Source organism: Lutibacter sp., from assembly GCF_041562875.1.
GTDB lineage: Bacteria > Bacteroidota > Bacteroidia > Flavobacteriales > Flavobacteriaceae > Lutibacter.
In genome coordinates this window covers 17,738-42,988 of sequence record NZ_JBFFOE010000007.1, presented here as the reverse complement: position 1 = coordinate 42,988, position 25,251 = coordinate 17,738, and the positions used below count along the sequence as shown (strand labels likewise).

Genomic DNA, 25,251 nt, shown 5'->3' with positions numbered 1-25,251 from the left:
CACATTTAAAAAAGAGTTAAAGTGTATTTTATAATAACTTAGAGTTTTCATGCTATAAATTCTAAAGACAAAATTACAAAAAAATAATTTAGATTCATTTAACATTTCAGTCTGAATTTAATGACAAAAATCATTGAACGTAACAAAATTCACTTAAAATTGGGATTAAAAACTCATTTTATGACATTTATCATTAGCTTTGCAAAATAATTTTTTACACTAAAATTTTAGAAATGAACAAACTTCTATCACTTATTTACTCTACTCGATTAACGGCCGTATTATTTTTAGTTTTTGCATTATCAATGGGAGTTGCAACTTTTATAGAAAATGATTATGGAACAGAAACAGCTAAAGCATTGGTTTATAGTTCTTGGTGGTTTGAAGGAATCATGGTGTTTTTTGTACTGAATTTTTTCGGAAATATTTTTAAATATAAACTATATAAAAAAGAAAAACTAGTAGTACTTATTTTTCATTTAGCCTTTTTATTAATATTAATTGGGGCTGGTATTACGCGTTACATTAGTTTTGAGGGTATTATGCCAATTAAAGAAGGTGCGATAAGTAATACTTTTTATTCTGAAGCAAATTATATTTCTATTGTTGTAAATGATGGAACTGACCAAAAATCACCTTCAAATCATAAAATTTTGCTTTCTGCAATTGGAAACAATAAATACAGCTACAAAACCGATTTTAAAGGAACTGATGTTCTTGTGAAATTAACAAATTACATTCCTAATGCTCAAGATGTTTTTCAAGCAAATGAAAATGGATCTGAATATCTAAAATTAGTTGAATCAGGTGGTGGTGGAAGACATGATCATTATATAAAAAGAGGAACTACTGAAAATGTACACGGAGTTGGTGTTGGATTTGATTCATCTAATAAAAATACTATTGATATTAAAACTGTTGATGGAAATTTAAAAATCCAGTCGATTGTAGAAGGTTCATTCTTTAGAATGGCTGATCAATTTAATGGTACAATTGCAAAAGATTCTTTACAAGATTTTTCAATCTTAGCAGTTCATAATATTGCTGGTTTACAATTTGTAGTTCCACAATATGTAATTAAAGGAGATTACAAAACAGTTGCTGGAAATAAAGACCAAAACGCAATGGCTCAATTAGAATTTGATGTAACTGTTGGTGAAGAAACTAAACATATTAATTTAAAAGGTGCTAAATTTACAATTCAGCCACCTACTCAATTTTCTGTTGGTAATTTAAACTTTAGAATGAATTACGGAGCAGTACAAAGGGAATTGCCATTTAGCATTAAATTGAATGATTTTCAATTAGACAACTATCCTGGTTCACAAAGTGCAATGTCCTTTGCAAGTGAAGTAACCGTAATTTCACCAGAAGAAACATTTCCCTTTAGAATATTTATGAATAATATTTTAAATTACAAAGGTTATAAGTTTTTCCAATCAAGTTACAATATTACAGATGAATATGAAGAAACTCATTTATCTGTAAATCATGATTATTGGGGCTCAACTATTACTTACATTGGGTACTTTTTATTATATGCAGGTTTGTTTTTAATCTTATTTATGAAAAACACACGATTTGATTTTCTTAGAAAAAGCTTACAAAAAATGAGAACTTATAAATCAAAACTAACCACAATAGCTTTATTACTTATTGGATCAGTTGCTTTTTCCCAAAATCACAATCATGTGATGACTAAAATTCAAATAGATTCAGCTTTAACGGCAAATCACATTGATATTTCACATACTGAAAAATTTAGTAAGTTAATAATTCAAGATGCAGGAGGAAGAATGAAACCTGTTCATACATATGCATCACAATTACTAAGAAAAGTTAGTAAACATGATTCTTATGAAGATATGAATGCTACACAAGTATTTTTATCAATTCAACAAAATCCAAGAATTTGGTTTCAAATTCCTATTATTTATATTGAAAAAGGGAATACTAAATTAAGAGATATCATTGGCATTCCACACGAAGATAAATATGCTAATTTAGCTAGCTTTTTTGATGATAAAGGAAACTATAAAATTTCTGAAATTCAGCAAACAGCGCAAAAAAGTAATATTAAAAGTAAGTTTGAAAAAGATGTTATAAATGTTGACAGAAGAGTTAATTTATTTTACTCAGCTATTACAGGTTCAATTCTTAAAATATTTCCTATACCAAATGACGCTAACCATACTTGGGTAGATCATAGTAATGTTAATCAGGCTAATTTCAAGGGACAAGATTCTGTATTTGTTAGACAAATATTACCTATATATCTACAAACATTATCAACTTCAGCTACTACAAAAGATTATACAACCGCTAATGAAATACTTGAAGGAATTATAAATTTTCAAAAAAAATATGGAAGTGACGTTTATCCGTCAAATCATAAAATAGATTTAGAAATTGCCTATAATAAATATGATGTTTTTAGAACAATATATAGCTATTATATGTATATAGGAACCTTAATGTTCTTATTTGTAATTTTTCAAATTTTCAATTCAAACAAAGTTATAAATTACTTAATTAAAGGAAGTATTGCCATCATTATTGTGCTGTTTTTAATGCATACTGGAGGTCTAATTGCACGTTGGATTGTGAGTGGAAACGCACCTTGGAGTAATGCGTATGAATCTATGATTTATGTAGGATGGGCAACTATGCTATTTGGTCTCATCTTCGGAAGAAGATCTTCAATGACCATTGCTGCAACTGCATTTTTAACTGCATTTATTTTAATGGTTGCACATTGGAATTGGATGGACCCTGAAATTGCAAACCTTCAACCTGTATTAAACTCATATTGGTTAATGATTCACGTTTCAATAATTGTTGCTAGTTACGGGCCATTTGCTTTAGGTATGATTTTAGGTTTAATTTCATTGTTATTAATGGTTTTAACTACTTCAAAAAATAAATCTAAAATTGGGTTAATGATTAAAGAATTAACAATTATTAATGAAATGTCTTTAACAGTTGGTTTAGTTATGTTAACCATTGGTAACTTTTTAGGAGGTCAATGGGCAAACGAAAGTTGGGGACGTTACTGGGGTTGGGATCCAAAAGAAACTTGGGCTTTAATTAGTATTATGATTTATGCTTTTGTGCTTCATTTACGATTAGTACCAGGCTTAAGAAGTAAGTTTACCTTTAATTTATTTTCTGTAGGAGCTTTTGCATCTATTATATTTACTTATTTTGGAGTTAACTTTTACTTATCTGGATTGCATTCTTATGCCAGTGGAGATAAAGTAATTACACCTACTTTTGTTTACTACGTAATAGTTATTGTTTCTGTACTTTCAATATTTGCATACATTCAATTTAAAAAACATTATAAAAAATAATTAAAATCGTTGCAAAAATGTAACTTTGCAATCCATAAAAAATAACAAATCAATGTTTAATAAGTTTATAAAATTAGTAATAGCAGCAGGAATTTCAATTTGGGCAATCTTTCAATTTATTGACGGGAATATCATGAATGGTATTTCATTATTATTACTTGCTGGTATTTTTGTGCTATTTTACTTTAAAAATGAATTTATATTATTGGCATTTTGGCAATTAAGAAAACAAAATTTTGCCGGAGCCAGTAAATGGTTAGCTTATATTAAAAACCCGAGTAGTGCATTGGTAAGAAAGCAAGAAGGTTACTATAATTTTTTACAAGGAATTATGGTTTCTCAAACAAATCTTACACAGGCTGAAAAATACTTTAAAAAAGCATTAAACTTAGGTTTAAGTATGAAACATGATATTGCAATGGCGAAACTTCAATTAGCAGGTATTGCAATGTCTAAAAGACGTAAACGCGAAGCTACCATGTTAATTAATGAAGCTAAAAAACTTGACACTCAAAAAGTATTAGCTGAACAAATTAAAATGCTAAAAGACCAAATGAAGAAAATGTAATTGATAAATTCAAACATAAAAAAAAGCAACTATATAGTTGCTTTTTTTTATGTTTTTTATTCAAGAACAATTGTATTTAAATCTTTTGTGTATTGAATTAAAAAAACGCCCCTATTTTCAAAACTTCCAACCATTTTTTTATTATAATCAAACATAGATGCTATTCTATTTGATTTTCCTAATTTTAACCCTTCTTCAAGGTTTTCAGCACTTGCAGCTCTAATTAAAGCATCAAAAGTAACATCAAATCCTCTTATTGCATATTTTGAAGGTAATGCAAAGTTTTTAGATTTATACTTTTTATAAAACTGTTGAACTTTAAAATCATTAATATCTATAAATTCTGAAGTTGGGAAAACAAAATTTAATTTACCTAAAAAACTATTGTCTATATTATCAAAATCACTTCCTTTATTTAAGGCAAATAGACTAATATCAATATCTTCAACATAGGTTTTTAAGTTGTTAATTGCTGCAGCAGTAGTTATATTGTCATCACTAATAATTAACACCCAATTTTTTACTGCTAAATTTAATTTTGTCTTAAATTTTCCAATATTAATAAAACCTTTCTCTGGTTTTACAACAACAATATTCTGAATTGAATCAAATGTTTTTAATTTATTTACAATTCTCCAAAGCTTAGTTTGATTTTCAGGATTTTCATCATTTATAACTATAATATTTTCTCCTTCATAAATTTCGTCCATATAGTCAAGCAATCTCTCTTCATAAACATCCATGTTTGGTGAAGATTGAATCAAATTATCAGCAGAAAGTTCAGCTTGTTTATTTGAAAATACAGGTGCAATAACTGGCGCTTTAATACGTTTTGAAACCCAATGTGCACTTTCAAAGTACAAGGGTCCAATAACAACATCCGTTGCATTAAAATTATTTTTATTCACAATAAGTTGCAATTTATATTCTGATCTCTCAGTATCAAAATACTCCACTCTAATTTTTAAACCTTTCCTTCTTAAAGAATCAATTGCCATTTCAGCGCCTAAATGAAAATCTGTTGCAATATTTAAAAGTGAATTACTTTTTCCAAAACTTATATCCCTAATAGAATCGGTTAATTTATTTAACTGATACGGAAGCATTAAAACAACTTTTAACTCTTTATTAAAATTTAGCTCCTCTTTAAAAACATTGATCTCTTCTTCTACTTCCTCTCTAAGAACTTCAATTGGCTTAATTTTTAATAGCATCCCTAATTTTAAACCTTCACTTAATTTTGGGTTTAACTTTAATAATTTTTCAGATGTAACTTCATATCTTTTTGTTAAATTATATACCGTATCGTCTTTAATAACCGTATGCAGCACGTAATTAATTGAATCTTTAACCTCTGTAGAAATATTTTGCCTTGGAATTACTAATTTCATTCCAATTTTAACACCATTTTCTAACTTTGTATTTGCAGCTTTTAATTCATCAATGGTAATTCCAAATTTCTTCGATATTCCATATAGTGTTTCTTTTGGCTGAACTGTATATAGATCGTCATCAACCTCAATTATTTCAACAACTGGTTGTCCAAAATTTTTATTAGGTACAATTATAATGGTGCTTGGTTCAGGTTTTGTATCAACCCCTGGATTTAGCTTTTTTAAATCCCTTTTAGATAAATTGTATTCTTTCGCAATACTCTTTAATGTTTCACCTTCTTTAACAGTGTATGAAATATATTTTTTTTGTTGGGCAAATAGTATTGTGGTACTAAAAAAAAGAAATAGTAGTAAGAATTGTATTTTTTTCATGAAATGAAATTTTGTTTTTAAATTAGAATTTTATTCCCATTCTATTGTTGCTGGTGGTTTTGAACTTATGTCGTACACTACTCTATTAACGCCTTTTACACCATTTATTATTTGATTAGATGTTTTTTGTAAAAACTCATATGGTAAATTTACCCAATCAGCAGTCATCCCATCAGTAGATTCTACAGCTCTTAAAACAACAGCTTTCTCATAAGTTCTTTCATCTCCCATAACTCCAACTGAATTTACAGGCAACAGCATTGCACCTGCCTGCCAAACCTTATCATACAAACCCGCTTCTTTTAATCCGTTTATAAAAATAGCATCTACTTCTTGTAAAATTCTTACTTTTTCAGCAGTAATATCGCCTAAAATTCTTATTCCTAATCCAGGCCCAGGAAATGGATGTCTTCCTAATAATTCTGCATCAATTCCTAAGGAAGCTCCTACTCTGCGAACCTCATCTTTAAATAGCATTTTTAAAGGTTCTACTATTTTAAGCTTCATAAAATCTGGTAATCCCCCTACATTGTGATGCGATTTTATAGTTGCTGAAGGTCCACCAGATACAGAAACAGATTCAATAACATCAGGATAAATTGTTCCTTGTGCCAACCAACTTACATCTTTAATTAAATGCGCTTCATCATCAAAAACTTCAATAAAAACCCGACCAATAATTTTACGTTTTCCTTCAGGATCAGATTCTCCTTCAAGCTCTTTCAAAAAACGTGCCGAAGCATCAACTCCCTTTACATTTAAGCCCATTCCTTTGTATTGTATCAATACATTTTCAAATTCATTTTTACGTAACAAACCATTATTTACAAATATGCAATACAAATTATCGCCAATAGCTTTGCTCAATAAAACTGCTGCTACTGTTGAATCTACACCTCCTGAAAGTCCTAAAACAACTTTATCATTACCTATCTGTTTTTGTAATCGCTCAACAGTTGATTCAACAAAAGAATCTGGAGTCCACGTTTGTGCTACTCCACTTATTTTTACCAAAAAGTTTTCTAAAATTTTCAACCCATCTTTTGAATGATAAACTTCAGGGTGAAACTGAATTCCGTAGGTAGCTTCATCCTTAATTTTAAAAGCAGCATTGGCTACATCGTGCGTACTTCCTATTAATTCACAATTTTCTGGTAAATCAACAATGGTATCGCTGTGGCTCATCCAAACCTGACTTCCTTCATCAACTCCTTCAAAAAATAATTCATTTCCTTTTACAAAAGAAAGATTTGCTCTACCATATTCACGCGTATTTGAAGAAGCTACTTTACCTCCAAAATTATGTGCTAAAAACTGAGCACCAAAACAAACACCTAATAAAGGTAATTTCCCTTTTATAGCTGATAAATCAGGGTGTGGTGCATCTTCAGCTCTCACAGAAAATGGACTTCCAGAAAGAATGATTGCTTTGTAGTTTTCAATGATAAAATTTTTACTATTGTAAGGAAAAATCTCACAAAAAATATTGAGTTCTCTAACTCTACGCGCAATTAACTGAGTGTATTGCGAACCGAAATCTAAAATAAGTACCTTGTGTTGCATCCGCAAAAATAATATTATTATAAATATGATAGTCACTTTATTAAGATTTTTCTCAACAAAATATTTTTAAGAAAAAAGAAGTGAATTTATTGAAGTATCATTTTACAATCTGCTTTTTTACACAAAAAAACCCCTTTAAAACCCTAATCAATGCTTTTTTTTGCTTTAAAATAAAGCCAAATAAGGCTCTTTCTAAATTTCGTATATATAAACATCTTTACAAAAGCATCAAATCAACAATAAACTCATTTTAATCAGTTTTAAGAGCTTTTCTAATAATTCACAATTGTTAATAACTTGATATGCTAACCTACTTAAAAATCATTGAAATAAATGCCTCAATAATTATATTTGTTTGTTATAGAATTTACACAAAAAAGATATTATAAATATGAGTGACGAGATTAAAAAAAACGATTATTCAGCCGATAGTATTCAGGCTTTAGAAGGAATGGAACATGTGCGTAAGCGTCCTTCCATGTATATTGGAGATGTTGGCGTAAGAGGTTTACATCATTTAGTTTATGAAGTAGTAGATAACTCTATTGATGAAGCAATGGCAGGCCATTGTGATACTATTGAAGTAATCATTAATGAAGACGGTTCCTTATCAGTAAAAGATAACGGGCGTGGTATTCCTGTTGGAATACACAAAAAAGAAGGCGTTTCAGCATTAGAAGTTGTAATGACTAAAATTGGTGCTGGTGGTAAATTTGATAAAGATTCTTATAAAGTTTCAGGTGGTTTACACGGTGTTGGGGTTTCAGTTGTTAATGCGCTTTCTTCACATTTAAAAGCAACTGTATATTTAGATGGTAAGATTTGGGAACAAGAATATGAACTAGGAAAAGCATTATACCCTGCAAAAACAGTTGGTGAAAGTGATGATAAAGGGACTTTAGTAACATTTACACCTGACGCATCGATCTTTACACAAACCATTGAATTTAATTATGAAACTTTAGCCACTAGATTGCGTGAACTTTCATTTTTGAATAAAACACTTACTATCACTTTAACTGATAAAAGAGTTCCTGATGAAGAAGGTAACTTTGTTACAGAAAAATTTTATAGTGATGAAGGTTTACCTGAGTTTGTAAGGTATTTAGATGCTACTCGTGAGCAGCTAACAGCCAAAATTATTTCAATGGAAGGTGAAAAAAACGGTGTTCCTGTTGAAGTTGCTATGGTTTACAATACTTCTTACACTGAAAACTTACATTCTTATGTAAACAATATTAATACACATGAAGGTGGTACACACCTGGCCGGTTTTAGACGTGGGTTAACAGCTACTTTAAAAAAATATGCTGATGATTCAGGAATGCTTAAAAACCTGAAATTTGATATTGCTGGAGATGATTTTCGCGAAGGCTTAACAGCCATTATTTCTGTTAAAGTTGCAGAACCACAATTTGAAGGGCAAACAAAAACAAAATTAGGTAACCGTGAAGTTACTGCCGCAGTTAGCCAAGCTGTTTCAGAAATGCTAACTGATTATTTGGAAGAAAATCCAAATGATGCTAGAATTATTGTTCAGAAAGTAATTTTAGCTGCAACTGCACGTCATGCAGCTCGTAAAGCCCGTGAAATGGTGCAACGTAAAACCGTTATGTCCATGGGTGGCTTGCCAGGGAAATTAAGTGACTGTTCTGAAACTGATCCTGAAAAATGTGAAATTTTCTTAGTTGAGGGAGATTCAGCAGGTGGTACTGCAAAACAAGGAAGAAATAGAGCTTTTCAAGCTATTTTACCATTAAGAGGTAAAATTTTAAATGTTGAAAAAGCAATGCAACACAAAGTTTTTGAAAACGAGGAAATCAAAAACATGTATACTGCACTTGGTGTTACTATTGGAACTGAAGAAGACCCAAGAGCATTAAACTTATCAAAACTTCGTTACAATAAAATTGTTATTATGTGTGATGCCGATGTTGATGGTAGCCACATTGCTACATTAATTCTTACCTTCTTTTTTAGGTATATGAAAGAATTAATTGAAAACAATCATATTTTTATTGCAACACCTCCTTTATACTTGGTGAAAAAAGGTCAGAAAAAAGAATATGCTTGGAATGATGACCAACGCGATTTAATTGCATTAAATATGGGTGGCGGTGCATCAATTCAACGATACAAAGGTCTTGGAGAGATGAATGCTGTTCAACTTTGGGATACAACAATGAACCCTGAATTTAGAACCCTTAGACAAGTTTTTATTGATAATTTAACAGAAACTGATAGAGTTTTCTCTATGTTAATGGGTGATGAAGTTCCTCCACGTAGAGCATTTATTGAGAAAAATGCTAAATATGCGAAAATTGATGTGTAAATAATAAAAAATTTATATTTAGCAAAAAAAAGACTGCTTGAAAGAGCAGTCTTTTTTTTGCTAAATTTTTCTTTATATATTTAAATTACCAAAACCTCAATCATAAAAAACTAAGTTTTGATATTACAATAAATACCAATACCACAAAAACATTTTAATTTAACACATTTGATTATCAGGTATTTACTCTTAGATAGTATCTTAATTTGTATCCTTTCTTTATAGATAAGTCTACTCTTCATTTTAAAGTATTATATTACAAATCTATAAATTTAGATTTGTTGCGTTAAGCTATTGAATAGAACTTCAGCAGCAATTGCTTTTAGCTATAGATAAACAAAAAAAGAACATTAAAAGACTACTAAACGTTTTCGTACTTTAAAAGGATTGTTACTTTCTATTAATATAAAAATTAGTACTTTTATGCCACATAAAATATTAATATATAAATAAAAAAAAATATGAAAGTAACAGTAGTAGGAGCTGGTGCTGTAGGTGCAAGTTGCGCTGAGTACATAGCTATTAAAGATTTTGCATCAGAAGTAGTATTAATTGATATTAAAGAAGGATTTGCAGAAGGAAAGGCAATGGACCTTATGCAAACAGCATCACTAATGGGTTTTGACACTCAAATTACAGGTGTAACAAACGATTATTCAAAAACTGCGGGAAGTGATGTTGCTGTAATTACTAGTGGTATTCCAAGAAAACCGGGAATGACACGTGAAGAATTAATTGGTATTAATGCAGGAATTGTAAAAACGGTAGTTGCAAGTTTAGTTGAACATTCGCCAAACGTTATTGTAATTGTTGTAAGTAACCCAATGGATACCATGGCTTATTTAGCCCATAAATCTTCTGGTTTACCTAAAAATAGAATTATTGGTATGGGTGGAGCTTTAGATAGTGCTCGTTTTAAATTCCGTTTAGCTGAAGCCTTAGGTTGTCCACAATCTGATATTGATGGAATGGTAATTGCAGGTCACAGCGATACTGGTATGTTACCTTTAACTCGTTTAGCCGCAAGAAATAGCGTTCCTGTAACTGAACTTTTATCAGAAGAACGTTTAGCTCAAGTTGCTGAAGATACTAAAGTTGGTGGAGCTACTTTAACAAAATTATTAGGAACAAGTGCTTGGTACGCTCCAGGTGCAGCCGTTTCATCAATGGTGCAAGCAATTGCTTGTGACACTAAAAAAATGTTCCCTTGTTCAGCTTTATTAGAAGGTGAATACGGATTAAGTGATATTTCAATTGGAGTACCATGTATTATTGGCAAAAATGGTATTGAGAAAATTGTTGAAATTGAATTATCTGCGTCTGAAAAAGCGAAATTTACAGAAAGTGCTGCAGGTGTTAGAGCAGTAAATGAATTATTGTAATATAATTTTATTATTAGATAAAAAAACTCCTCAAAATTTAATTTTGAGGAGTTTTTTAGTTGATGCCTTTTCGGATTTTAGAATTTTTGGTAAATTGAATTTTTTATAAATTTCGATTGTTAATTTTCAATTAACCTTAAGCTTCGACTTAATCCATATATCTAAATACCTTTTAAAGTGGTTCCAATCGCCAATAAACCAAATCCGCCTATAAGCAACCACAAACTATATTGTGATATAAATTCAATTTGAACAAAATGACCGATTATCCCTAAAATACCAATAATCAATGCAATAAGCCATAAATTCTTTTTTGGTGCAGACGGTTTCATAAATTTTATTTTTAAGTTTATAGAATCAAATTTAGGCTTTTAATTAACACCTGAATCATTTTTAATTTAATTGATCAAAACTTATTCTGGCAACTTGATAAATATCAAAGAGGTTTCCAAAAAATGGGAAACCTCTTTGATTATACATCTTTAAATTATATTTTACTTCTGAAAATAATTACGACAGCCCTGAAATTACACCATTATCATCAATAGTCATTCCTTCAGAAGCAGGAACGCCTGGTAAACCTGGCATACGCATCATTTGACCTAATATTGGGATAATAAACCGTGCTCCAGCAGCAATTTCAATTTCACGAACCGTGACAACAAAACCTTTTGGTCTTCCAACAATAAATTCATTATCTGAAAATGATTTTTGGGTTTTTGCCATACAAATAGCAAAATCATTAAATCCAAGTCTGTCAATTCTTTTTAAGTTTAGTTTCGCTTTTTTATCAAAATCTACCCTATCCGCTCCATAAATTTCTTTAGCAATGATCTCAATTTTTTCTTGAATTGGAGATTTCCAATCATAAAGTGGTTTAAATTGAGTCTTTGTAGCTTCAACAACATTTACAACCGCCTTTGCCAAATCTTTAGTTCCTTCACCTCCTTTTTCCCAACCTTCAGACACAACAGCTTGTACACCTAATTTTTTACATTCTTCAATAATAAAACCAACCTCTTCATTAGAATCATTTGTAAAAGAATTAATTGCCACAACAGGTTCTATATGAAATTTTCTAATATTTTCAATATGCTTTTCTAAATTACAAAAACCGGCTTTTACAAATTCTAGATTTGGCGTAAATAATTCTTCGTTTTTAGCACCACCATGATGACGCAATGCTTTAATTGTAGCTACTAATACAACAGCCTTAGGGTTTAACCCTGCTGCTACACATTTAATATTTAAAAATTTTTCAGCTCCTAAATCTGCCCCAAAACCGGCTTCAGTAATCACATAATTAGATAATGACAATCCCATTTTAGTAGCAATAATCGTATTTGTTCCTTGTGCTATATTAGCAAATGGGCCACCATGAAGAATTGCTGGATTCTCTTCTAATGTTTGTACCAAATTTGGTTTTATAGCATCTTTTAATAAAATTGCCATCGCATTTTGAGCCTTTAAATCACGCGCAAAAATTGGTTTTCTACCAAATGTAAATCCAATAAAAATAGCTCCTAAACGTTCTTTTAAATCTTTAAAATTTTCAGCCATACATAAAATAGCCATCACCTCAGAAGCTGGTGTAATGTCAAATCCATCCTCTCTAGGAATACCATTTGCAGTACCACCTAACCCAATAGTTATTTTACGTAATGCTCTGTCATTCATATCTATAACGCGTTTCCACAAAATAGTTCTTGAGTCTAAATTTAAATTACAACAAGTACTTTGCAAGTTATTATCAATTAAAGCAGCTAACAAATTATTTGCTTTTTCTACAGCGTTAAAATCACCTGTGAAATGCAAGTTAATATCTTCCATAGGAACAACTTGAGAATATCCACCACCAGCCGCACCACCTTTCATACCAAAAACAGGACCTAAAGAAGGCTCCCTTAACACTGCCATTGCTTGTTTTCCAATTTTATTTAAGCCTTCCGTTAAACCAATAGTAACAGTAGTTTTACCTTCTCCCGCAGGTGTTGGCGTTATTGCAGTAACTAAAACTAAATTGTTTTGCTTAATTTTATCTTCATCTATTAAACTTAATGGTAACTTAGCTTTGTATTTACCATACATTTCTAAATCGTCTTCTTGTATTCCTAATTTAGCAGCTATTTCCTTAATGTGTTTAAGTTCTTTTCCTTGAGCAATTGATATATCAGATAAGTGTTTCATTTATTCTTAAATTTTAAAGAACAAATATAAGAAATCAATACTCCTAAATTTAAATAATTTAAGCTGTAATCATTTAGGTGTATAAAAAGCAAAAAAAGTATTGTCTGTTCCTAATTGAAATTATATATTTGCACGTTTATTACAAATGAATATCTATAAAAAAAATTAAGATGCAGAACAAAGGGCTTATAAAGTTATTCGCTATTCTATTCGGATTAGTAAGTATCTATCAATTATCTTTCACTTGGTTTACCAATGGCGTTGAAGCTAGCGCAAAAGAATATGCTGAAGCTAGATCTCAAGATGGTAAAGAAATAGCAAAACTAGAAAGAGTGTATTTAGACTCTGTTGCCAACAAACCAGTTATAAATTTAGGTTTTGCGCAATTTAGCTACAATGATATTAGAGACAAAGAACTAAACTTAGGATTAGACCTTAAAGGAGGTATTAATGCTATTTTACAAGTTTCTGTAAAAGATATTTTAATTGGATTATCTAATGAATCTAAAAATCCAGTATTTAATGAAGCTCTTACAAAAGCAACTGAGGCTCAAAAAAATAGTGATAAAACTTTTTTAACATTGTTTTTTGATGAATTTGAAAAAGCAAGTGCTGGAACCGTTAAATTAAGTGATCCAAGTATTTTCGGAAACAAATCCCTCCGTGAAAAAATTAACTTTAAACTTACCGACAAAGAAGTTGAACCAATTATTGAAGCTGAAATATCAGGATCAATAAGCACTGCTTTTGAAGTATTACGTAGCCGTATAGATAAGTTTGGAGTTACACAACCAAACATTCAACGTATTGGAAATTCAGGACGTATTTTAATAGAACTACCTGGAGCAAAAGATATTGATCGTGTTAAAAAATTATTACAAAGCACTGCTGAATTACAATTTTGGGAAGTATATTCAAACCAAGAAACGGCAAATTTCTTTTTTGCTGCAAATTCTGTAGTTGAAAATTTCCTGAAAACTGAAACAAAAGTAGATACTACCACTGTAAAAGATGAATTAGAAGACTTATTAGGAGAAGTATCAGATTCAATTGCTACTCAAAAAGTTAATAACTTATTTTCTGTATTAACACCTAGTGTACCTCAAGCTGAAAATCAAGTTTCTTCTGTTATAGGAACTGCTAAAGTAGCAGATACCGCTACTGTAAACTCATATTTAGCAAGAAAAGATGTTAGAGCTGTATTATCTAACGAAATGAAATATGCTAAATTTTTATGGGATGCGAAACCTTTTACTTCAACAGTAACTGCAACAGGTGAAAACATTGAGTTAATATATTTATATGGTATAAAATCTAATCGTGAAGATGTTGCTCCTATTGAAGGTGATGTTATTGATGATGCAAGTCAAGAATATGGTCAAACAGGAAAACCTGAAGTTAGTATGACTATGAATGCTGTAGGTTCTAGACAATGGGGGAAAATGACTACTGAAAATGTAGGTAAATTTGTAGCCGTAGTTTTAGATGATTATGTGTATACTGCACCTTCTGTGAATACAGCAATTACTACAGGTAGAACATCTATCTCTGGTGGAAGTATGACAGTTGAAGAAGCGCAAGATATAGCAAACGTATTAAAAGCAGGTAAATTACCAGCTGCAGCACATATCATTCAATCTGAAGTTGTTGGTCCGTCTTTAGGACAACAAGCCATTGACAGTAGTATGTCTTCTTTTTTCCTTGCACTGCTAATTGTTTTTATCTGGATGATTTTTTACTACGGAAAAGCAGGTATAATAGCCGACTTCGCTTTAATAGTAAACCTTTTATTTATTTTTGGAATATTAACAGCCTTTGGAGCGGTTTTAACTTTACCAGGAATTGCTGGTATCATTTTAACCATTGGTATAGCTGTTGATGCAAACGTAATTATTTATGAAAGAATAAAAGAAGAATTAAACTTAGGTAAAGGTTTAAAAGCCTCTATAAAATATGGTTTTAGTTACGATGGAGCTTTCTCAGCTATTTTAGATGCGAATGTTACTTCATTATTAACAGGTGTAATTTTATATGTGTTTGGAACAGGACCTGTAAAAGGATTTGCTTATACTTTTATTGTAGGTATCATAACTTCACTATTTACAGCCATTTTTATAACTCGCTTGTTAATTGATTGGTATGCTAATAAAGGAAAAATATTCACCTTTAATACAAATATTACAAAAAAATGGTTTACTAAAATCAATGTAGATTTCTTAAAAATAAGAAAAATCGCTTATGTTATTTCTGCTACATTTATAATAATTAGTATTGTTTCATTATTTACAAATAAATTGAACTACGGTGTAGATTTTGTTGGTGGTAGATCTTATGTTGTGAAATTTGATAAATCTATTAGCGCTACAGATGTATCTCTTAAATTAAAAGATGTATTTGGTGATGCTCCAGAAGTAAAAACATACGGAGAGGAAAGCCAATTAAAAATAACTACAAAATATAAAATTGAAGAAGAGAGTAATCATATTGATGACGAAGTTCAAAACTTACTTTTCAATGGTTTAAAACAATATAACCCTGAGGGTCTTACTTTAGAAGAATTTAAACCTGGTTTTGAAGGTGACAAAAAAGTTGGTATTATGAGTTCTATTAAAGTTGAACCTACCATTGCTGATGATATCAAAACAGCAGCAGGTTGGGCTATTTTAGGTTCTTTAATTGTTATCTTCTTATATATTTTATTGCGATTTAAAAAATGGCAATATAGCTTAGGTGCAATTGTTGCTTTATTTCATGATGTTTTAATTGTATTTGGTGTATTCTCATTATTTTACAAAATATTGCCTTTTGATATGGAGATTGGACAATCTTTCATTGCCGCCATATTAACTGTATTAGGATATTCCATAAATGATACTGTGATTGTTTTTGATAGAATTCGTGAGTTTACTAAAACCCATAGCAGCTGGTCATTTTATAAAGTTATAAATACTGGTTTAAATAGTACCATGGGTAGAACTATTAACACTTCGTTAACTACATTGTTGGTGTTATTTGCAATATTTTTATTTGGTGGTGATTCTATTAAAGGATTTATGTTTGCTTTAATTGTTGGTATTGGAGTTGGTACTTATTCATCTTGGTTTATTGCTTCACCAATATTATATGATACTGTCAAAAAACTTGAGAAAAAGAAAAAATAAATTTCAATAAATTAAATACTACAAAAACCGTTTTGAATTGTCAAAACGGTTTTTGTATTTCAAATTAGCAAATAAAATCAAAATAAAAACGGTTATTCTATTTTGATTATTAAATTTGCAATAAACCAAAAAAAATGGCCATTATAAAACTACACGACAAACATTTTAAAAAGTACATTTCTAAAGATCAAATTTCCGAGGCAATTACAAAAATTGTAAAACAAGTTGCCAAAGATTGTAAAAACGAAACGCCTATATTTATAGGTATATTGAATGGCTCTTTTATGTTTGTTGCAGATTTTGTTCGTAAATATAAATATAACTGTGAGGTTTCTTTTGTGAAATTAGCATCTTACCAAGGGACAAATTCTACTGGTAAAATAAAACAGCTTATTGGCATGAATGAAGATCTTGAGGGAAGAACTGTTGTAATATTAGAAGATATAATTGATACAGGGAATACACTTCAAGAAATTTATGACATTTTTAGAGATAAAAAATTAAAACAACTTAAAATAGCAACGTTATTTTTTAAACCAGATGTGTTTAAAAAAGAGTTACCTATAGATTATATTGGTTTATCTATCCCTGATGAGTTTATTGTTGGATACGGTTTAGATTATGATGGTTTAGGACGAAATCTTGCAAATATATATCAACTTACAGAAAGTCCAAAGGTTAAAAATATTTTATTATTTGGCCCTCCAGGAGTAGGAAAAGGAACGCAAGCTGATATACTTAAAGAAACTTATGGACTTGTTCATATTTCTACAGGAGACGTTTTTAGATCACATATAAAAAGAGAGACTAAACTTGGAATGCTTGCTAAATCTTATATTGACAAAGGGAATTTAGTGCCAGATGATGTTACCATTAAAATGTTAAAACAAGTCGTAAAAAAACTTCCTCCTTCAAACGGAATTATTTTTGATGGGTTCCCACGTACCAAAGCTCAAGCTATAGCTCTTGATGCATTTTTAGAAGAAAGAGGAGAAACCATTGGAGGTATGATCACAATAGAAGTACCAACAAGAACGCTAATTGCTCGATTGTTAGAACGCGGAAAAACAAGTGGAAGAAGTGATGATCAAGATGAAAACAAAATTCTAAATCGCTTTAACGAATATTATACAAAAACAGCAATTTTAAAAGATTATTACGAAATTCAAAATAAATATTTCGGTGTGAATGGTGTTGGAGAAATTAATGAAATTACCAAGCGCATAAGTGATGTTTTTGAAAAATTATAAGCATACGAATCTTTAATTTATTGAGTCTGAAATTTCATTAAAAAAACTCAACAATTAAACGATTGAACAAACAAATATAAGATGACTGAAGGAAATTTTGTTGATTACACAAAAGTATATGCTAGCTCTGGAAAAGGTGGTGGTGGATCTGTACATTTACACAGAGAAAAATTTATTACCAAAGGAGGTCCAGATGGTGGTGATGGTGGACGCGGTGGGCACATAATTATGCGAGCCGACCCTAATTTGTGGACACTTTTTCACTTGAAGTTTAACAAACACTTTAGAGCTGAACATGGTGGCCATGGAGGTAAATCACGTAGTACAGGAAAAGACGGCTCTGATGTTTATATAAATGTTCCTTTAGGTACTATTGTAAGAGATATTGAATCTAATGAAGTGCTTTTTGAAATTACAACTGAGAATCCAGAACAAATTTTACTAGACGGTGGAATGGGTGGACTTGGTAACTGGAATTTTAGATCATCTACAAACCAAACACCACGTTATGCTCAACCTGGTATTGAAGGTAAAGAATCTTGGTTTCAATTAGAATTAAAATTATTAGCTGACGTTGGTTTGGTTGGGTTTCCAAATGCTGGAAAATCAACACTTCTTTCAGTGTTGACAGCTGCAAAACCAAAAATTGCAGACTATGCTTTTACAACTTTAAAACCTAATTTAGGAATTGTTCAATATCGTGATTATCAAACTTTTGTAATGGCTGATATTCCAGGTATTATTGAAGGTGCAGCTGAAGGAAAAGGCTTAGGTATACGATTTTTACGTCATATTGAAAGAAATTCAATACTTTTATTTTTAATTGCTGCAGATTCAAATAGTATTCAAAAAGAATATGAAATTTTACTAAACGAATTGAAACAACACAATCCTGAATTATTAGATAAAAGTAGATTATTAGCCATTTCAAAATCTGACTTATTAGATGATGAATTGAAAGAAGAAATCAAAAAAGAGTTACCTAAAGGAATTGAAACACTTTTCATTTCATCAGTTGCACAACAAGGATTAGTTGAGTTAAAAGATACTTTATGGAAAATGTTAAATGAGTAATCTTTCTTTAATATAAATAAGTCCTATCTAACATTTATTTTAAATCTTACACTTCAAAATTTATATGTTCAATGTCATTCCTGCTTTTGTTGGGATGACATTAACAACTTAATTCATCAAAACAATAGGTAAAGTAAACTCAGTTGTAACAGGCATATCTCTTTTTATTGCAGGTTGTAATAGTGGTAAATTTTGTAAACTTACTTTTAAAATACTATCAAATTCGGGTAGTAACTCTTTCGTTTTATTAGAAATTTGAATAGTTGATAAACTAGTTTTTCCTAAAGCATCCACTTTTAATTTTACCAAAACAGTATCATTAATAACTTCTTTAGCATTAAATTTAAATTGTTTCAAGGAAGCGTAAATATGCTGAGAAATTTCTAGTTGAAAACAAATTTGTTGTTTTTCACGTGAAGGGATGTCTTTACAATTAGGAAATAATGGAAATGCATCTACTGTATTAAAATCTACAACAGTATCAACTTCCTGTATCATTTCACGATTCCATTTATTTTCAAAATAAGAACACGAAACTAGGAACAACAAACAAAAAAATAAAGTGAATAATTGTTTTAACATACGTTTTAATTTCCACAAGTGAAAATACAACATTTTCTGCTAGTCAACAATTTCACCTTCAATAAAAAATTGTTTTTTAATTTCTTTTACTCTGTTTATAGCATAAACTGTCATTGCCAGATCTTTACTTTCAAAACGCTCAAGATATTTTTGGTAATGTTTTAAAGCTATTTTTTTATCTTTAAAATAGCTATCAGATGTTGTTGCAAGTTCATATAAAGCCTTATAATTATTGAAGTTGTTTTTAAACGAATCATTAAAAAAATTGAGTGCTACTTTTAAATTATTCTCTTCTTTTTCAATTACACCTGACAAAAAATATTGTCTATCTAAATCCCCTTTTCCATACATAACCGATTGCATTAAATATAGCTTCGCTAATTTGTAATCTTTCAGTTCATAATATAATGTTCCTAATCTATAAAGTATTTTAGGGTTATCTCTTTCTAGCTTTAAAGCATTTTTAAAATTAGTTTCTGCCCTATTAAAATTTTTTAAATTGTAATAGCACATCCCAAACATTTCATAAGTGTTGACAGAAATAAAATTTAAACTATCTAATTTTGTTAAATATTTAATTGCCTGTTTAAAGTCTTTCGTAGAATACAATTCATTTGCTTTTAGTTGTATAAAATTAATATTAGTACTATCAATCTTCAACCCTTTATCAATAAATAACATGGTTGAATCTCTCATCCTTAATTCATCAAAAAAATTAGCTAATTCATAAATGCTTTTAATATGAAGTGTATCTAAATTATATGCATCCAAATAGCTTTGTCCCATTTCAAAGAGTTTATTTTGTTTTGAAAATGCCACTGCTAACTGATATGGATAATTTGGATTTAAAGTATCTTTTCTCTTTAAAAAACGGAATAATTGCTCTGCATTTTCGTGGTTATTTTTCGCCAAATACAATTTACCTAAACTATTAGCAACTAATAAATTTGAAGTATCCTTTTCAATAATTTCTTCGTAAATTAAAATAGCTTTTGAAGACAAGCCTGCAGCATTGCAAGCAATACCTAACTTTACTTTTATTTCTTCATTATCTTCAAGTTTTATAGCCTTTTCATAATATGTAATTGCTTTATTAAAATTACCAATTGTTTGATAAATGGTAGCCATTTTATCGAAAACTTCAATAGTTTTAGGTTGCTGTTCATTTAATAAAATAAGCGCTTTCTGGTAATTCCCTTTTAATAATAAGCTATCAATTACATTAAAAACCGAAGATTGCGCTTCGGTTTTTAATGTAACTATTATCAATAATAGTGTAACAAAAATCTTTTTCATAGAAATTTATTAATTATTCAACTTTAAATGCAATTGGCAAACTATATTTAACACCTACGTTCTCCCCTTTTTGTTTACCAGGTATCATTTTTGGTAATAAATTCACAACCCTAATGGCTTCATCAGCCAGATTTTGATGTGGAGCTCTTGCCTTTACTTCAGCTATATTACCTTCTTTGTCAATTTTAAACATCACAAAAATTCTTTTTATTCCAGATTCAAGTTTCAATTCTGTTGCTAAATTTGAGTTAAAATTTTTATTAACATGTTGTGTAATTTTTTCTTGAAGGCATATTTTAATCTCTTCTTTTGTCCCTTCACAACCTGGATAAATTGGCACTTCATCTATTATTGCAAAAGGAATAGACCCATCGTCTTCAATAACAGTTCTATCACTAGCTTTATTATTCATAGGAGGCATTGGTATTTTTAAAAAGTGTACTCTATCTCCATTCTCATCAATAACTAAACTGTATACTATCTTTGAATTTTCCTTGTTTTTAAAATTATTGAAAATTTCTTTTTCTCTATCATTCATTTCCTCAAAAGGAACTTCTTCACCTGCTAACGAGCTTCCTGTAAATATTTTAATTCCATTTTCACCTTCAAAATATGTTCCATTTGGTTGAATAACTTCATTTCCAATAATCCTGTTCATCTCATCAATATCAGTTTGAACATCATTTGTACAAGACACATAAACTAACATACTCACCAACAAAGGCAACACTAATAAATACTTTAACTGTTTCATTTTTTTTGATTTTTCTTTTGTGATCATAACTATTCTTTTTTTAATTAATGAATGTTTAAAAAATTGATTGATGAATGAAATATTTTCCACATTAAATGTTTCAGAAAGCAACATATTGAAATACGTTTTTTTATCTGTTTCTTTAACAACCTCAGCATCAGAAATATACTCATGTAATAAGGTGATTCTTTTTTGATATACATATACCATTGGATTAAACCACATTACTATTTTTAATACTTCAAAAAACATCAAATCCAAAGTATGGTATTGTTTACAGTGTATTAATTCGTGTTTAATTATTTGTAAATCTGCATTTTTTAGAAAACTTTTATTTATAAATATATAATTGAAAAATGAAAATGCAGATTGTTTCTTTTCTAACACTACTAAAGAATAATGTTGCTTTTTAATTACTTTATTAGAAATAATTAATTGAATAATTTTAGTCAGTTTAATGAAAAATAGTATGGAGAAAATTATAAGTCCAACATAAAATAGTATGGAGATATAATTGATTGTAGAACTACTTTGAGTAGTTTGTTCAATAACCACCTGCGGATTTAAAAATACCGTTGGTAATTGAACCATATATTTTTGAGAGACTGCTTTTTGAATACTTTCAAACTTTAGCAATGGGATTATAAATGATAATAACGGCGTAACTAATAAATAGCGTCTATTCCACTTAAAAAATGTTTCCTTTTGTAAAAAGAAATCGTACACAGCCAAAAATAATGCTTGAAAAAGTAGTACTTGTAGTATATAATTTATCATTTTTCAGTCTTTTTATCGTTAATAGCTTCTAAAATTGTTTCTAATTCGTTGATATCAACATCATTTTTATTTACAAAAAACGACACCATACTTTTAAAAGAACCTCCAAAATAACCATCTACTAATTTGTTTAAAGTTTGGTTACTATAATCGGCTTTCTTCACCAAAGGAAAATAAATATACCCTCTTCCCTTCGCTTTATGTGCTACAAAATCTTTCGTTTCCAATATTCTAATAATTGTAGAAACTGTATTATAAGCTGGCTTAGGCTCAGGTAATTGATTTATAATTTCTTGTACAGAAGCTTCTTCTAATTCCCACAAAACTTGCATAAACTGCTCTTCTGCTTTTGTTAGTTGTTTATCCATTTTATTAACTAAGTTTTTAGTTCAACTATACAAATATAACTAAATATTTAGTTTAAACTAATTTTTTAGTTGAATATTCTTATTTGTATTTATTTTTCTTTCAAATTGTAAATTGAAAACCTAAATTAGCATATGGATATTTTTTTACTCATCATCGGATTTTTATTTGCCTTATTAGGCATTATTGGTTCATTTTTACCTGTATTACCTGGCCCATTTACAAGTTGGATTGGTTTATTGCTGCTTCATCTTACAAATGCCGTTCCTATGAATTGGACTTTCTTAGGCTTAACATTAGCAATTGCAATTCTAATTTGGGTAATAGATTATTTTATTCCTGCAATGGGAACTAAAAAATTTGGAGGAACTCGTTATGGTGTTATTGGAACTATGGTTGGTTTAGTTATAGGTTTACTCTCCCCTATTCCTTTTGGAATTATTATTGGACCTTTTATTGGTGCTTTTATTGGAGAAATGATTCACGATAGTAAAAATTCAGGAAAAGCATTAAAAGCTGCATTTGGTTCTTTACTTGGTTTCTTAACTTCAGCCTTCTTAAAATTTATTGCTGCTGTAATTTTTACAGGATTGTATGTTGCTAAATTTTGGGAATATAAAGACATGTTTTTTAGTTTTTCATCCTAAAACAAGATGCCTTAAAATAAAAAAAGCGTCCCGAATTCGGGAAGCTTTCCATTGGTTTTAAAAAAACCTGACGCTATTAACGTCAAACAACACAACTAAACCACATTTAAATGTGGTAAGCAAATATATAAATTTTTATTTGATTTCAAATTCTAAACACTTTTTCTTTTGAAATCACCTATTTTTCTGAATTGATTGTATCTTTGCAAACTGTTATTCCAAATTAATTTTTAAAAATCGTATAATGCAATTATCACCGCTTGAAATAATTAGAAGAGACTCTTTACAAAAACTACGCGAATTAGGTATTAATCCTTATCCCGCAGAAGAATTTAAAACTACAGCAACAATTCAAAAAATAACATCAGATTTTGATGCTTTTGAAGGAAAAGAAGTTGTTTTAGCAGGAAGAATGATGGGCCGTAGAATTATGGGAAAAGCTTCTTTTGCTGAGCTAAAGGATGCAAGTGGAAGAATGCAAATTTATATAAATCGTGACGAGATTTCTTCAGAAGAAGATCCAACTATGTACAATACAGTTTTTAAAAAATTATTAGACATGGGGGATATCATAGGTATTAGTGGTATCGTTTTTAAAACACAAGTTGGAGAAATTTCAGTAAATGTTAAAGAATTAACAGTACTTGCTAAAAGTTTACGTCCATTACCTGTTGTAAAAACAGATGCTGATGGAAAAGTTCACGATGCTTTTGCGGATAACGAACAAAGATACAGAAGAAGATATGTAGATTTAATTGTGAATGATCACGTTAAAGAAACATTTATAAAACGTACCAAAATAACCAATTCTATGCGTAATTTTTTTAATGATCGCGGTTATTTAGAAGTTGAAACACCTATATTACAACCAATTCCAGGTGGAGCAGCCGCTCGCCCTTTTATGACACATCACAATGCTTTAGATATGCCATTGTATTTGCGTATTGCCAATGAATTGTATTTAAAGCGATTAATTGTTGGTGGTTTTGATGCTGTTTATGAATTTGCAAAAGACTTCAGAAATGAAGGAATGGACAGAACTCATAATCCAGAATTTACGGTTATGGAATTGTATGTAGCATACAAAGACTACAACTGGATGATGGATATGACCGAAGAATTGTTAGAAAAAATTGCAATAGATACAAATGGAACATCTACAGTTCAAATCGGTAAAAATCAAGTTAGCTTTAAAGCACCTTATCCTAGAGTACCTATTTTAGAAGCCATAAAAATTCATACAGGTTTTGATGTTGCCGGAATGAATGATGTTGAATTAAGAGAAGTATGTACCAAAGTTGGTATTGAAGCTGACGAAACTATGGGGATTGGTAAAATGATTGATGAATTATTTGGTGAAAAATGTGAACACTTATACATTCAACCAACATTTATCACCGATTATCCAAAAGAAATGAGTCCTTTAACTAAAGAACACCGAGATAATCCAGCTTTAACAGAGCGTTTTGAATTAATGGTAAATGGAAAAGAATTAGCAAATGCCTATTCAGAACTAAATGACCCAATTGATCAACGTGAACGCTTCGAAGAACAAATGAAATTATCTGCAAAAGGAGATGATGAAGCTATGTTTATAGATCAAGATTTTATTCGTGCTTTAGAATATGGCATGCCTCCTACTTCGGGTATTGGAATTGGAATTGACCGTTTGGTGATGTTTATGACAAACAACGCATCCATACAAGATGTTTTATTCTTTCCTCAAATGAAACCTGAGAAAAAAGCACCATCTGTTGAGTTAAACGATGATGAAAAAGAATTGTTACGTTTAATAGAAAAAAGCTCTCCAATTTTATTAGAAAACTTAAAATCACAAAGTGGTTTAAGCAATAAAAAATGGGATAAAACCTTAAAAGGCCTAACAAAACATAACTTAGCCAAAGTAAATAATACTGATGATGGTTTGTTTGTTGAGGTTGTTTAAATGAAGGATTGTAACCCTGAGCTTGTTGAAGGGTCTATAATATTTTAAAAGGCTGTCTGAAAAGTGAATAAAATTCGTTTTGTCAAACTGAGCCTGTCGAAGTTTACTTTAATTAACAATTCGTTAAAATATTTCGACAAGCTCAATATGACATAAAATATTACTTTTCAGACTGCTTCTTTTATTTTAAATCTAAACATAAAATGATTATTTAATTTGTTAAATTTAACAAATTAAATAATCTACTT

At 29.8% G+C, this 25,251-nt stretch carries 17 protein-coding genes; 9 read left to right on the top strand and 8 right to left on the bottom strand.

The window, feature by feature from the left end; translation table 11 throughout:
- The first annotated feature begins 233 nt into the window (after window positions 1–233).
- Together ccsA and ABY863_RS02165 are read left to right on the top strand one after the other, a co-directional pair.
- The gene (ccsA, locus tag ABY863_RS02170; protein WP_372792619.1) at window positions 234–3,353 is read left to right on the top strand and encodes a cytochrome c biogenesis protein CcsA; all 3,120 of its coding nucleotides are present in this window, start codon (window positions 234–236) and stop codon (window positions 3,351–3,353) included.
- A 52-nt stretch (window positions 3,354–3,405) separates the two neighbouring features.
- Window positions 3,406–3,921, top strand: coding sequence for a DUF2892 domain-containing protein (locus ABY863_RS02165; RefSeq protein ID WP_372792618.1), 516 nt, complete (start codon window positions 3,406–3,408; stop codon window positions 3,919–3,921).
- Between the two features lie 56 nt (window positions 3,922–3,977).
- Here the strand turns inward: ABY863_RS02165 and ABY863_RS02160 are convergent, their stop codons facing one another.
- The gene (locus ABY863_RS02160; protein WP_372792617.1) at window positions 3,978–5,687 is read right to left on the bottom strand and encodes a LysM peptidoglycan-binding domain-containing protein; all 1,710 of its coding nucleotides are present in this window, start codon (window positions 5,685–5,687) and stop codon (window positions 3,978–3,980) included.
- A gap of 30 nt (window positions 5,688–5,717) precedes the next feature.
- Window positions 5,718–7,250 carry a glutamine-hydrolyzing GMP synthase gene (gene guaA, locus ABY863_RS02155; protein ID WP_372792616.1) on the bottom strand — a complete coding sequence of 511 codons (1,533 nt, stop codon included), beginning with the start codon at window positions 7,248–7,250 and terminating at the stop codon, window positions 5,718–5,720.
- 391 nt (window positions 7,251–7,641) lie between these two features.
- Here guaA and gyrB point away from each other — a divergent pair, with 391 nt between their 5' ends.
- The gene (gyrB, locus tag ABY863_RS02150) at window positions 7,642–9,582 is read left to right on the top strand and encodes a DNA topoisomerase (ATP-hydrolyzing) subunit B (protein ID WP_372792615.1); all 1,941 of its coding nucleotides are present in this window, start codon (window positions 7,642–7,644) and stop codon (window positions 9,580–9,582) included.
- A gap of 461 nt (window positions 9,583–10,043) precedes the next feature.
- Window positions 10,044–10,964 (top strand): malate dehydrogenase, encoded by a 921-nt coding sequence (locus ABY863_RS02145; protein WP_372792614.1) that lies wholly within the window; start codon window positions 10,044–10,046, stop codon window positions 10,962–10,964.
- A 161-nt stretch (window positions 10,965–11,125) separates the two neighbouring features.
- Here the strand turns inward: ABY863_RS02145 and ABY863_RS02140 are convergent, their stop codons facing one another.
- Both ABY863_RS02140 and ABY863_RS02135 read right to left on the bottom strand, forming a co-directional pair.
- Window positions 11,126–11,296 (bottom strand): hypothetical protein, encoded by a 171-nt coding sequence (locus ABY863_RS02140; RefSeq protein WP_372792613.1) that lies wholly within the window; start codon window positions 11,294–11,296, stop codon window positions 11,126–11,128.
- 178 nt (window positions 11,297–11,474) lie between these two features.
- On the bottom strand, window positions 11,475–13,151 hold the full coding sequence (locus tag ABY863_RS02135; RefSeq protein WP_372792612.1) for a formate--tetrahydrofolate ligase: 1,677 nt from the start codon (window positions 13,149–13,151) through the stop codon (window positions 11,475–11,477).
- 170 nt (window positions 13,152–13,321) lie between these two features.
- On the opposite strand from ABY863_RS02135, the gene secDF reads away from it, so the two are divergent.
- The 3 genes from secDF (at window position 13,322) to obgE (ending at window position 18,636) form a co-directional block, all read left to right on the top strand.
- Complete coding sequence (gene secDF / locus ABY863_RS02130) at window positions 13,322–16,312, top strand: protein translocase subunit SecDF (RefSeq protein ID WP_372792611.1); 2,991 nt, start codon at window positions 13,322–13,324, stop codon at window positions 16,310–16,312.
- 134 nt (window positions 16,313–16,446) lie between these two features.
- Window positions 16,447–17,562, top strand: coding sequence for an adenylate kinase (locus ABY863_RS02125; protein WP_372792610.1), 1,116 nt, complete (start codon window positions 16,447–16,449; stop codon window positions 17,560–17,562).
- Window positions 17,563–17,643: 81 nt separating this feature from the next.
- Window positions 17,644–18,636 carry a GTPase ObgE gene (gene obgE, locus ABY863_RS02120; protein WP_372792609.1) on the top strand — a complete coding sequence of 331 codons (993 nt, stop codon included), beginning with the start codon at window positions 17,644–17,646 and terminating at the stop codon, window positions 18,634–18,636.
- 108 nt (window positions 18,637–18,744) lie between these two features.
- Here the strand turns inward: obgE and ABY863_RS02115 are convergent, their stop codons facing one another.
- The 4 genes from ABY863_RS02115 to ABY863_RS02100 all read right to left on the bottom strand — a co-directional run bounded on the left by ABY863_RS02115 (window position 18,745) and on the right by ABY863_RS02100 (window position 22,413).
- Window positions 18,745–19,134: a hypothetical protein gene (locus ABY863_RS02115; protein ID WP_372792608.1), complete on the bottom strand. Its 390-nt coding sequence runs from the start codon at window positions 19,132–19,134 to the stop codon at window positions 18,745–18,747.
- Between the two features lie 123 nt (window positions 19,135–19,257).
- Window positions 19,258–20,514 carry a tetratricopeptide repeat protein gene (locus ABY863_RS02110; protein ID WP_372792607.1) on the bottom strand — a complete coding sequence of 419 codons (1,257 nt, stop codon included), beginning with the start codon at window positions 20,512–20,514 and terminating at the stop codon, window positions 19,258–19,260.
- A 13-nt stretch (window positions 20,515–20,527) separates the two neighbouring features.
- Window positions 20,528–22,045: a M56 family metallopeptidase gene (locus tag ABY863_RS02105; RefSeq protein WP_372792606.1), complete on the bottom strand. Its 1,518-nt coding sequence runs from the start codon at window positions 22,043–22,045 to the stop codon at window positions 20,528–20,530.
- A complete protein-coding gene (locus tag ABY863_RS02100; protein ID WP_372792605.1) occupies window positions 22,042–22,413 on the bottom strand; it encodes a BlaI/MecI/CopY family transcriptional regulator in 372 nt (123 codons plus the stop codon). Before ABY863_RS02100 ends, ABY863_RS02105 begins: the two co-directional genes overlap by 4 nt.
- Window positions 22,414–22,545: 132 nt before the next feature.
- Between ABY863_RS02100 and ABY863_RS02095 the strand changes: the two genes are divergently transcribed.
- Both ABY863_RS02095 and lysS read left to right on the top strand, forming a co-directional pair.
- Window positions 22,546–23,058, top strand: coding sequence for a DUF456 domain-containing protein (locus ABY863_RS02095; RefSeq protein ID WP_372792604.1), 513 nt, complete (start codon window positions 22,546–22,548; stop codon window positions 23,056–23,058).
- 244 nt (window positions 23,059–23,302) lie between these two features.
- Window positions 23,303–25,003 carry a lysine--tRNA ligase gene (gene lysS, locus ABY863_RS02090; RefSeq protein WP_372792603.1) on the top strand — a complete coding sequence of 567 codons (1,701 nt, stop codon included), beginning with the start codon at window positions 23,303–23,305 and terminating at the stop codon, window positions 25,001–25,003.
- Window positions 25,004–25,251 lie beyond the last annotated feature (248 nt).